Source organism: bacterium, assembly GCA_030652805.1.
Lineage (GTDB): Bacteria > JAHJDO01 > JAHJDO01 > JAHJDO01 > JAHJDO01 > JAHJDO01.
In genome coordinates this window covers 1-12,390 of sequence record JAUSPT010000085.1, presented here as the reverse complement: position 1 = coordinate 12,390, position 12,390 = coordinate 1, and the positions used below count along the sequence as shown (strand labels likewise).

The 12,390-nt window shown below is 38.9% G+C and carries 11 protein-coding genes; all 11 read left to right on the top strand.

Translation table 11 applies throughout. From position 1 onward, the window contains the following. The first annotated feature begins 163 nt into the window (after window positions 1-163). The gene (locus Q7J67_08445) at window positions 164-2,107 is read left to right on the top strand and encodes an aconitate hydratase (GenBank protein ID MDO9465310.1); all 1,944 of its coding nucleotides are present in this window, start codon (window positions 164-166) and stop codon (window positions 2,105-2,107) included. Window positions 2,108-2,109: 2 nt separating this feature from the next. Beyond that, complete coding sequence (gene icd / locus Q7J67_08440) at window positions 2,110-3,321, top strand: isocitrate dehydrogenase (NADP(+)) (GenBank protein ID MDO9465309.1); 1,212 nt, start codon at window positions 2,110-2,112, stop codon at window positions 3,319-3,321. A 5-nt stretch (window positions 3,322-3,326) separates the two neighbouring features. Continuing rightward, the gene (locus Q7J67_08435) at window positions 3,327-4,175 is read left to right on the top strand and encodes an AraC family transcriptional regulator (GenBank protein ID MDO9465308.1); all 849 of its coding nucleotides are present in this window, start codon (window positions 3,327-3,329) and stop codon (window positions 4,173-4,175) included. A gap of 74 nt (window positions 4,176-4,249) precedes the next feature. Further along, window positions 4,250-5,467, top strand: a complete 1,218-nt coding sequence (locus tag Q7J67_08430; GenBank protein ID MDO9465307.1) for a hypothetical protein — start codon at window positions 4,250-4,252, stop codon at window positions 5,465-5,467. A 46-nt stretch (window positions 5,468-5,513) separates the two neighbouring features. After that, entirely contained in the window at window positions 5,514-6,305 is a 792-nt protein-coding gene (locus Q7J67_08425) for a sugar phosphate isomerase/epimerase family protein (protein MDO9465306.1), read from the top strand. Between the two features lie 20 nt (window positions 6,306-6,325). Further along, on the top strand, window positions 6,326-7,342 hold the full coding sequence (locus tag Q7J67_08420; GenBank protein ID MDO9465305.1) for a Gfo/Idh/MocA family oxidoreductase: 1,017 nt from the start codon (window positions 6,326-6,328) through the stop codon (window positions 7,340-7,342). Next, window positions 7,339-8,478: a uroporphyrinogen decarboxylase family protein gene (locus Q7J67_08415; GenBank protein MDO9465304.1), complete on the top strand. Its 1,140-nt coding sequence runs from the start codon at window positions 7,339-7,341 to the stop codon at window positions 8,476-8,478. The genes Q7J67_08420 and Q7J67_08415 overlap by 4 nt, the downstream gene beginning before the upstream one ends. A 22-nt stretch (window positions 8,479-8,500) precedes the next feature. Then, window positions 8,501-9,379: a Gfo/Idh/MocA family oxidoreductase gene (locus Q7J67_08410; GenBank protein MDO9465303.1), complete on the top strand. Its 879-nt coding sequence runs from the start codon at window positions 8,501-8,503 to the stop codon at window positions 9,377-9,379. A gap of 11 nt (window positions 9,380-9,390) precedes the next feature. Further along, window positions 9,391-10,437, top strand: a complete 1,047-nt coding sequence (locus Q7J67_08405) for a Gfo/Idh/MocA family oxidoreductase (protein ID MDO9465302.1) — start codon at window positions 9,391-9,393, stop codon at window positions 10,435-10,437. 19 nt (window positions 10,438-10,456) lie between these two features. Beyond that, a complete protein-coding gene (locus Q7J67_08400) occupies window positions 10,457-11,272 on the top strand; it encodes a sugar phosphate isomerase/epimerase family protein (GenBank protein MDO9465301.1) in 816 nt (271 codons plus the stop codon). Between the two features lie 14 nt (window positions 11,273-11,286). After that, window positions 11,287-12,159: a sugar phosphate isomerase/epimerase family protein gene (locus Q7J67_08395; GenBank protein MDO9465300.1), complete on the top strand. Its 873-nt coding sequence runs from the start codon at window positions 11,287-11,289 to the stop codon at window positions 12,157-12,159. Window positions 12,160-12,390 lie beyond the last annotated feature (231 nt).

Genomic DNA, 12,390 nt, shown 5'->3' with positions numbered 1-12,390 from the left:
CATTGCTCGCTAGCTCGCAATGTTTGGATGTCTTCTATCATACCACGAGTGTTACCTATGTTTCTCAGCCTCCGCACCTGTCAAGAAATTTTTGATTTAAGGATACTTTTTATTGCTATTTCACTCAAAGAAAGTTATATTAAAGAATGAAGGGGACATAAAATTGGGTTTAGGTATAGTAGAAAAAATCATAAAAGAACATCTCCTGAAAGGGAAAATGATATCTGGTAAAGAAATTATTCTAAAAATAGACCAGACCCTTACCCAGGATGCTACAGGAACAATGACTTACCTGCAGTTTGAAGCTCTTGGAATTCAAAAGATAAAAACAGAGCTATCTGTCAGTTATGTTGACCATAATACTATACAGGCCGGTTTTGAGAATGCCGATGACCACCGCTATCTTCAAACTGCTGCTTGTAAGTATGGAGCTTATTTTTCCAGAGCGGGAAATGGAATATGCCATCAGGTGCATCTGGAAAGGTTTGCTGAGCCTGGAAAAACACTTCTTGGTTCAGATTCCCACACTCCTACAGCCGGAGGCATGGGAATGCTCGCTATCGGAGCAGGTGGATTGGACGTAGCTGTGGCAATGGGAACATGTGAATATACCCTGCGTTATCCCAGAATCATCCGCATTAATCTGGAAGGCAAATTAAATCCATGGATAAACGCAAAGGATATAATACTTACAATTTTAAAGATGTTTGGCACCAAAGGAAACGTTGGAACCATAATAGAATATGGAGGCAGTGGACTTGAAAGTTTAGATGTCCCAGAAAGAGCGATTATAACCAATATGGGTGCAGAGCTTGGCGTGACAACATCAGTTTTCCCCAGCGACTTTCTTACAAAGAAATTTCTTGTAGCTGAGAATAGAGAAAGTGTGTGGAAAGAATTAAAGGCAGACTCAGATGCTAAGTATGAAAAAGTAATAAACATTAATCTTTCTGAAATTGAACCCATGCTGGCATGTCCTCATAGCCCGGGAAATGTTGCTCCGGTAAGAGAACTAGCTGGGAAAAGGGTAGATCAAGTAATCATTGGCAGTTGCACCAACTCTTCCTATAATGACCTTAAGACAGCTGCTCATATAGTCAAAGGACATAAAATTTCACAGAACGTAAGCTTTGTAGTTTCTCCAGGTTCAAGGCAGGTATTAAAAATGATAACAGATGACGGCAGTCTTTCCACATTGATTGATGCAGGGGCTAGAATTGCAGAGTGTGCATGTGGATTCTGTATTGGGAACAGCCACGCTCCAGCTACAGGAGCAGTAAGCATCAGAACCAGTAATAGAAATTTCAAGGGCCGTTGCGGGACTCAATCTGCTTTTGTTTACCTATCAAGTCCTGAAACAGCTGCTGCCTGTGCCCTGTCCGGAGAAATCACTGATCCACGTGATCTTAAGGAACCTGTTTTCCCATCTTTTGACCTACCAAAGAAATTTCATGTAGATGACACTATGATCATCCACCCGGCACCTGAGGGCAAAAAAACAAAGATATATAAAGGCCCGAATATTGGAGAGCCTCCCAAAAACAAACCTTTGTCTGAAAATATCAATGCTAAAATTGCAATTAAAGTAGGAGATGAAATTACTACTGATCACATAATGCCTGCAGGATCAAGATTGAAATATCGCTCCAATATTAAAAAATACTCTCAATTTGTATTTGAAGAGATTGATCCGTCTTTCCCGAACCGATGTAAGGACAATAAATTAGATGGTTATAGTAATATTATTGTGACTGGACTGAGTTATGGACAAGGTTCAAGCCGCGAGCATGCAGCTATATGCCCAATGTATCTGGGAGTAAAAGCTGTTATTGCAAAATCCATAGAAAGAATCCATAGAACCAATTTAATAAACTTTGGCATCCTGCCTCTTATCTTTATAAAATCCGAGGATTATCAGCATCTAAATGCAGGAGATATTGGGGAAATTCGGGATGTAGAGAAAACAATAACAAAAAATGCAAAACTAGTTTTAAAAAACAAAACCAAGAATGTTAATATTGAGGTGAAATATGATTTTACTGAAAAGGAAAAACAGATAATAGTGGCAGGAGGTTTATTAAATTATATAAAAAGAAAGGACAAATAATAATGGGCAACCAAATCAGGATGAGAGAAGGAAAACTCTGTGTGCCTGATAAACCAATTATTCCCTTTATTGAGGGAGATGGAACTGGTCCTGATATCTGGCGAGCTTCGGTAAGAGTATTTAACGCTGCGGTTGAGAAGGCATATAAAGGCAAGAGAAAAATTGTATGGAAAGAAATATTTGCAGGAGAAAAAGCATATAAAAAAACAAAAGAATGGCTACCTGAACAAACAGTTAATGCTTTCAAAAAATATCTGGTAGGCATAAAAGGTCCTCTAACAACGCCTGTTGGCGGCGGCTTTAAAAGTCTAAATGTAACTCTTAGAAAATTATTGGATCTATACGTTTGTCTGCGACCAGTAAGATGGCTCGAAGGTGTCCCGAGCCCGGTCAAGCATCCAGAGAAGGTTGATGTAATTATCTTTCGGGAAAACACAGAGGATGTCTATGCAGGCCTAGAACTACAAGCATATTCAGAAGATGTAAAGAAGCTTATCAGCTTTTGCAAAGATTCTTTTGGATGGCACATTAGGGAAGACTCTGGCATAGGCCTGAAACCCATAAGTGAGACTGGAAGTAAAAGATTAATAAGAGCAGCAATAAAGCATGCTATAAAGAATAAAAGAAAAAGCGTAACTCTTGTTCATAAAGGCAATATTCAGAAATATACAGAGGGTGCATTTAGAAACTGGGGATATGAGCTGGCAAAGGATGAGTTTTCAGAAGAAGTTATATCATGGAACGAATGTAAAGGAAGCGTTCCTCGGGGAAAAATCTTAATAAAAGATACCATTGCTGATATTTTCTTACAGCAAATATTAACAAGAACAGACGAATTCGATGTAATAGCTACAATGAATCTCAATGGAGATTACATTTCAGACGCGATAGCTGCACAGGTAGGAGGCATCGGAATATCACCCGGCGGAAATATCAACTATGAAACCGGTCATGCAATATTTGAGGCAACTCATGGCACAGCGCCCAAGTATAGAGGTATGGATAAGGTAAACCCCGGCTCATTGATATTGTCTGGAGAGATGATGTTTAGATATATTGGATGGGAGGAGGCTGCGAATCTTATTACTGAAGGAATAAGTAAGGCAATCTTAAGCAAAAAAGTTACATATGATTTTGAAAGATTGATGAATGGAGCAAAGCTTCTTAAATGCTCTGAGTTTGGAGATGAAGTCATAAAGAACATGACAGAATAGCTAATATGACTAAAGACCTTAGTAATATTTCTCCTGTGGTGAATTCTGCAGGAAAAACCAGTTCTCCACCAGGATTTGTTGAAAAAAGCAAAAAAACACAGGTTTGCTCTGACCATGATCTCCATTTTGTTGCATCAGGAAGAGGAACATTAGTTGTAGATGATGCCGAATATCACCTTGAAAAAGGGGATGTGCTTCTTGTGTATCCTGGGGAAAATTTCAATATATATACAGAAGGAGATGAAAATTTTGCCCGTTACTACATCCACTTTGATTTTTATAATACAAATAAATTAAAGAGAAAGACACCTATTTTGCCAAATGGGAAAAAGTGGCCTCGAATTGTTCATATTCAAACAGATGCTGAAATAAGAACAATATGTTCTGCTATTGTTTATCATCATATGCATAATCAGTCAATGGTCTCTCCCATCATTACAGGTGGTGAATTAAAAGCTCTACTTGGTCTTGTTCTAAATACCTATTTAAATACAAAAGACAGCCATCAATTCCGACGGATAAAAAGTTACAAAAATATAATCAAAGCAGAAAAATTCATACGAGCTAACTATCAAAAGGATATAACCCTGCAAGATATGGCTAGAGAAGCAAATCTAAGTGAAACATATTTTGGTAATATTTTTAAGAAAATTATAGGTAAATCCCCTATTGATTATCTTACCAGTAAAAGAATTAACCACGCAAAGCGCCTGCTTATTGAAACAGATTACAATATTTCTGAAGTTTCTTCTCTTGTCGGATATGAAGACTCCCATTATTTTAGCTATATATTCAAGCAAAAAGAAGGAATTACTCCATCTGAATTTCTGGCTTCTCTCTCTGAAACAGTATAGCTACAGTGAAAAATCCAACAAAAAAGTGATTTATTCTAAAGACAGCTATCAGTTATTGTGCTAGCATTCGTCATATGACTTCAAATGACAAAGTTATTCTACGTGACCTCGCCAGGCAATATCTTGAGGTTTGCAATAGAGATGTGCAAAAGGAGCGTCGTACCCTGTGGCGACGACACAACAGTCTTAAAGGAAACTATCCTCTCATTTATGTACGAGCTTTCGCATGGAGAGAAATGCCTCAATCCAAGTGCTGTTGCGAAGATGCCTTCCTTAGAGACTTTGAGAACATTTTAAGACACGACTTGTTCTGGGATACTTTGAATGATGATTCTATTTTTGAGCCATGGGTAACTGTACAAGCGACGCGAAAGTGTAAAGGGTTTGGAATTGATGGTAAACGAAACTTCTCAGATGAACAAGGCGGCTCCTACAAAATAGACTATCCCATAAAAAAGCTGGAAGATATTGGAAAGTTGCACGCTCCCTGGCACGAAATTGATGAGGAAGCTACAACTCGTAATGTAAATCGTCTGCAGGATGCTATTGGCGATGTCATTACAATCAATGTTGACCGCGGTCCCGCATACCTCATGTGGAGAGGTGATATCTCAACTAGTTTGGGACATTTAAGAGGGATTGAACATTTTATGATGGATATGATTGATAATCCGGACTGGCTGCACAAATTATTGAAATTCATGAGTGATGGTATTTTGCGGACACACAAGCAAGCTGAAGAGGCTAGAGACTGGGGTCTTTGCGCACACCAGAATCAGTCCATGCCCTATGTGGAAGAGCTTGATGACCCAGCAGCAAATGTTAATGGCGTAATGCAAAGCAACTTATGGGGATTCATGGCGGCGCAAGAATTTACGGCTGTATCTCCAGCAATGCACAATGAGTTTATGTTGCAATACCAGCTTCCAATCTTAAAAAGGTTCGGGTTGGTGGCATATGGTTGCTGCGAGGATCTTACCCACAAGATCAATATGCTGCGTCAAATTCCAAACCTGCGCCGCATTGCCATTTCTCCCTTTGCGAATGTGGCGAAATGTGCTGAGCAAATCGGGCAAGACTATGTCCTGAGTTACCGTCCAAGCCCCACTGATATGGTAGGCTATGGTTTTAATCCTGACCGCATCCGTTCAATTTTGAAGAAAGACTTGGAAGCATGCAAAGACTGTCACGTTGACATCACGCTGAAAGACATAGAAACCGTTGAGGGAGATCAAAACCGAGTTCGTGAATGGATGAAAATTACAAGAGAGGTAATTGCAAAAGTTTTTTAAAGCATAAAGACTTAACTGTAAAAAAACAACAAAAAGTGGAGAGATTATGAAATTTTCTTTTATGAGTTTTTCGTGTCCTGAACTTAATCTGGACGAAATGATAGCAGTTGCCAAAAAGTATGGTTACTATGGCATTGAACCACGGGTCAGCTCTAACCATAGGCATAAAATTGAGTTTGATTCATCCCAATCTTTCCGCAAGGAATGCAAAGAAAAGTCGAAAGAAAGTGGTATTGTTTTTTCCTGCATTGCAACATCCTGCATCTATGCTAATCCTGCAACCAATGAGGATATGATTAGTGATACACATGAATCAATTGATCTGGCAGCTGATGTCGGCGCTCCTGTAATCAGGGTATTTGGCGGCGTGATTCCGGAAGGAACCACCAGAGAAGAAGCAATTGATCTTCTGGTTAAATCCATGCAATCTGTTGCTGGTCACGCTGTGGAAAGGAATGTAACTGTGTGTTTGGAAACTCATGATCACTGGTGTAATCCCAAGCATCTCGCGGAGGTAATGAAGAGGGTAAATCACCCAGCAATTGCTGTTAACTGGGATATCATGCATCCTGTCCGTGTGGAAAAAGTGACAATGGATGAAGCATTCCAGACACTCAAATTATGGATTAAGCATATTCACTTCCATGACGGAGTCACAAAGAAAGACGGCAAGTTGGTTATGGTCCCGATTGGCGAAGGAGATATTGATCATCAACGAGCAATGCAGCTTTTAAAAGATAGCAATTACAGTGGCTTTTTAAGCGGAGAATGGATTAACTGGGAATCTTATGAAATACATTTGCCGCGCGAACTGTCGATAATGAAGAAGTATGAATAGGAGATTCAAAGGAGAAGACTATGGCTATAAGAACAGCAATTATTGGTTATGGACGCAGTGGAAGTAAACTTCATGCAGACCCGCTTGAAGCTCTGCCTGAGTATGAAGTGGTAGCTGTATGTGACCCTGATAAGGAAAGACAAAAAAAAGCTTACCAGCGATTTGGATGTTCCACATACAATAATCTATCCTCTTTGTTCAAAAAAGAAAAAATAGACCTTGCATGTATCATTACAAGAAGCGACCAACACGTTTCAATGGCGATTGAAGCTATGAAAAAAGGGGTACATGTTCTGGTTACAAAACCAATGGCAATTAATGCAGTTCAGGTAAAAAAAATGCTGGATGCCTCAAAAAAATACAAAAGGATACTGGCTCCATGGCAGCCATCTCGCTGGGGAACGGATTTTACGCAGATTAAAAAAATAATTGCTGAAGGTAAAATTGGCGAGGCGTTCAGCATTCAAAGAAACTTTTTATTCTATGATGTACGTGACGACTGGCAGACAAAGAGCAAATTCGGAGGCGGCTATCTTCTGAACTGGGGACCTCATCTTATTGATCAGGTTATAGAACTGGTTAATGAACCTGTGGAAAGCGTATGGGGAAAACTCTGGCAGGCCATTAATCCAGGAGATGTCGAGGATAGCATTAAAACCATTCTTGCTTTTAAAAATTCTGATATAATAGGCGAAATAAATATTGGCATCGGAGCAGAACAGCTTCCAAGATGGTTTATACAGGGCTCACTTGGAACAATTACATCAGATGAAAAATATATTTATGTAGTTGTCCCGAAAAAGAAACAACAATTTGTTACGGGTATTCCCGGTAATAGCGAGAAGAGAGATGTTATAGAGAGAACACCTGTTGGAAAGTTTATTTACGGAGATGCTTCTGTAATTTACCTCGAACTGGCTCAGGCAATACATGGGGAAAAATCTTTTTCAGTCACACCTGAAAGTGTGCTGAACCTTATGAAAGTGCTGGACACTGTCCGAGAATCCAATAAAAAGGGAAGTACAATCAAGCTATGACATCAAGGGAGCGAGTTTTAAGAGCACTTGGACATTCTGAACCCGATAAAATTCCCTATGACTTGTCCGGGACAACAGTAACAGCTATTACAAAAACAGCTTTCATAAATGCAATGAAATTGCGAAATCTGCCATGTGATTTTATAATGCATGATGATATACAGCAAATTGTTATTCCCTCAAAACAGGTTCTTGATTATTTAGGTGTGGATACTATAAGACTTGGACCGCCACGCGTTTACAATCTTAACAAAAAAACAACTAAAGAAGATAAAACAATAAGCTATCAAGATGAATGGGGTATAACATGGAATATGAATACTGAAACAGATTTCTACTTTAACGAGGACTCTGCCTCTCCTCTTCAGAATGCAAAAACCATTGGGGATTTAAGATTATATGATTTTCCAGATCCTGAGAAGACAGTTAACTTTGATATATTAAGAAAAGAACTTGAGATTATACCTGATGATAAGGCACTGATAGTTGACCGCAATTGCGCGGGGTTGTTTGAAATGGCTTTCAGGATAAGAGGCTACGAAAATTTTTACATGGACCTGGCTACATCTGTCAAAATGGCTGAGTATTTAATTGATAAAATACTGGAAGTAAAAATGCGATACTGGGATAGAGTTCTTTCATTTGCAGGAAAGCGAGCAGATATTATTGCTGAATGCGACGACCTTGGGACGCAGCAAAGTTTATTGGTCTCACCTGATATGTATAGGGGAATTCTAAAGCCGAGACAAAAGAAGCTATTGTCTTTTATCAAATCAAAAGCTCCTAAAGCGAAAATTTTCTTTCATAGCTGTGGTGCAATATCAGAAATAATTCCAGATCTTATTGATATAGGTGTAGATGTATTGAATCCAGTGCAAACTAATGCTGTAGGTATGAACGCTGAAAGATTAAAAAATGAATTCTCAAAAGCCATTTGTTTCTGGGGAGGAGGAGTTAATACTCAGGAGACTCTGCCTCATGGAACACCTCAGCAGGTTAGGGATGATGTAAAAAAATCCGTTGACATACTTGCTAAAGATGGAGGATATGTATTTTCTGCTATTCACAATATCCAGGCAGATGTCCCTGCAGAGAACTTCTGGGTAATGTGGGAAGAGTTTCAGAAAATAAGATAAAAATAAAAAAAGGAGGCAAGGGATGGAGACAAAAGTAATAAGATTCGGTGTAATCGGAACGGAGAATTCGCATGTGAACCAGGCATGCAAGCGGTTTAATGTTGAGAAAACTATGAATGGTGCATTCGTAGAAGCTCTATATCCGGGCGAAGGAGATACTCTGGAGCACGTAAAACAGGTTCAGGAACAAGGGAAGGTTCCTTTACTTGTTGATAAGCCGGAGGATATGCTTGGAAAAGTTGATGCAATTATTATTATGAACCGTCATGCTAAATATCATGCCAGATATGCAAAGCTATTTCTGAAAAATAAAATTCCAACCTTTATTGATAAACCCATAACATGCGACTTAGAAGAAGCAAAAGAGCTTATAGAACTCAGCCACCAGACTAACACATGGCTTTCTTCATGGTCCAGTGTATGGCAGACATCCAGTTTTCAGAATTTCTTTAAACAGACTGTTGAAGACTTAGGTCCTATTCATTCAGGTATGGTTGGCGGCCCTTTTGATTTTAAGAGTGAGTACGGTGGCGTATTCTTTTACGGCATACACACAGTTGAAATGCTCCTTAATGGATTCGGATATGATGTAAAGACAATTAGCGCTAGATTGTATGGAAAAAACTGTTGGGTAACAGCAGGTTTGCAAAGTGAGAAAGTTGTGTCTCTTCATCTTCTCGGAGAAGGGAAAGGAGAGTTTCAGGTGCTTGTTCACTGCGAAAAAGGCAGCAGACATCTGATAGTAGATTCTTCGGATGGATATGATAAAGCTTTTAAAAAGTTAATAGATACTATCAATAGTAACGAAAACCCCTTAACTGATAAGGAGCTTTTAATGCCTGTTAAGGTGTTGCTTGCAATTGATAAATCAGTAAGAAACAATGAAGAAGTAAAAATATAAGGAGAAAACACATGGCTAAGAAAAAAAACAAAGTAATTAACGTAGGTGTTATTGGACTTGGGAAGAGTGGATGGGACATCCATATTCGTATGATCAGACAAGTATTGGATAAATATAAGATCGTAGCAGTTTCTGACCCTGATAAGAAAAGACAGAAAGAAGCACAAGATGAATTTAAATGTAAAATATATTCAAATTTCGACGACTTAATAAAAGACCCAGATGTTGAGCTTGTGGTTGTTGCGACTCCTTCGCATCTGCATGCAGGTTGCAGTATTAAAGCGTTAAAAGCAGGGAAACATGTTGTGTGTGAGAAGCCAATGGCAACCAGTTTAGCTGACGCAGATAAGATGCTTAAAACCGCGAAAATGACCGGCATGATACTGGCCCCTTTCCAAAACAGGCGTTATACACCTGATTTTCTAAAGATTAAGAAGATTATTGATTCAGGGAAGTTGGGGCGTATAGTAATGATTAAACAAACATGGCATGGTTTTGGAAGACGCTGGGATTGGCAGACATTGAAGAAATTTGGTGGAGGAACACTTAACAATACTGCGCCGCATGCTATAGATGTATTATTACAGTTATTTGGAGAAAAAGACCCTGAAGAAGTATTCTGCCATCTGGAGCGGACACTGACGCTTGGAGATGCTGATGACCATGTAAAAATTATACTAAAGGCAAAAGGGCAGCCAATGATTGACCTTGAACTGACAAGTGCATGCGCATATTCTCAGGAACACTGGCTTGTAATGGGAACCCAGGGCACTCTGGCTGGAAATGCTAAGGAACTTAGATGGAAATACTTTGATCCTAAAAAACTTCCTAATAGAAGTGTCTCCACAAAACCTGATCCAAACCGGGCATATAACAAAGAAGATATTCCATGGAAAGAGCAAACATGGAAAGTTCCAAGCGATACATCACGAAATCCTGACTTTTATAATGATGTTTATAAGACCATTCGACAGGGTGAACCGCTGTATATAACGCCTGAAAGCGTTAGAAGACAGATTGCGCTGATATATAAGTGTCATAAAATGTGTCCTGTATAATAACAATAGGAGAATAACAATGAAAAAATCGCTTTGTCACTATAGTTATCATAGAAGAATTAAAGAAGAAAAGTGGAATCTGGGAAAATTTGTTATTGAAGCTGAAAAACTTGGAATTGAAGGCATAGATTTCCATGTAGCGTATTTGCCTGAATATAAAGAAGCCGTAAAACAGATAAATGCGCTTATGTCAAAGACAACGCTTGAACTTTCAGGCCTTTCTATGTCTAACAGTTTTAATAAGGAAGAAGATGAATTTAATGAGCATGTGGAAAAAGTCAAAAGATGGCTGGACGTTGCAGGAGGTGTAGGCGCTCCTGTCTCAAGAATCTTTGGTGGAAGCATTAGCGACAGAAGTAATGCAGAAGAGATTAAAAAAGCACTTGATAAGGTTATAAAAGGTATTGAACTGGTTCTTCCTTCTGCTGAGAAAAACAATGTTATATTGGCTTTAGAAAATCATGGCGGACTCCCATGCACAGGAGAAGAACAGGTAGAAGTTATAGAAAAAATAAATTCCCCATTTTTGAAAGCTACGATTGATGTGGGTAATTATATGCAATGCGGTCAGGCAGGAGATGAAGGAACAAAGATTGCTGCCCCATACTGCAAGTATGTACATTTCAAGGATTTTAAAAAGGATCCAGCTCACAAAAGAGGACTTCGTCCGACTGTTGTTGGACAGGGAGACGTGGATCACGCTAAATGTCTTCAGCATATCAAGAATGCAGGATTTGATGGGTTTGTTGCGCTTGAATATGAGGGAGAGGAAGATGAGACAACAGGTGTTCCTGCAAGTGTGGAGTTCATGAAATCCGTTATGAAAAATTATTAAAAGGAGAAACGCAAATGTTAAAAAGCAGTTTTATGAGTTTTAGCTGTAAAGAATGGAATTTAGATACAATCCTTGCAAAAGCAAAAGAATACGGTTTTGACGGCTTTGAGCCAAGGGTAGAGAGTAACCATAAACATGGTGTTGAGCTGAGTCTCACAAAATCCGAGCGTGAACAGGTAAAGACAAAGTGTAAAGATGGCGGTATAATTTTAAGCTGCCTTGCTACTTCTGTTCAATATTCTTCTCCAGATGACACTGAATACCGCAGAAATATTGAGAATTGCAAACAGCATATCATTTTGGCATCGGACCTCGGAATCAAACTTCTCAGAGTATTTGGAGGAACTATTCCTGAACCAAAGATAGAGAATAGAGATAGGTTCTTTGATAGAATTGCAAAGGGGATAGCTGAATGCGGGAAATTTGCCGCAGAACACGGAGACATCCTTTCTCTTGAGACACACGATGATATTTGCAGGGTGAAGAATGCTAACGAGATTCTCCAGAGAGCAGATGCTCACGGTCTCTCAATCAACTGGGACTTTACGCACTCTATAACAAACGGGGATGTGCCTCGTGAAGTTTATCCAATAATAAAAGGGAAAGTAACCCATTTGCATACAAGAGATGCCAAATATACTGGTGAAGGAAATCCATTTCCAATGAAAAAGCACGAATTCCATGCACCCGATATGTATAAGAACTGGGAATATGCGCATCTTGGAGAAGGAGATATGCCAATAAAGGAACTGATGCAAATAATGGCTGAAGATAATTTCGATGGATTTTTCTCTCTGGAGCAAATGAAAACAAATCTTTCTCCTGAAGAGGTTTTATCCAAAACAGCTCAGAATTTCAGAAAAATGAGAGAAGAAATTACTCAGTAATATTAAAGAATATTCTTATCAAGAGGCATACATTCAGCAAGTAGGATGTATGTCTCTTTTATATATTTTAAAATACGAGGCAAAAAAATCCTGTTAGATAAAATTTAAAAGTGCACAGTTTAAAGTTTAAAAGTGCACAATATTTAGGTCTTCATTTTTAGCTGTTTGAACACCAACAAGCCTATTGTCATACCAGCACCTGATTTCAGATATGCCAGTTTTCTCATCAGG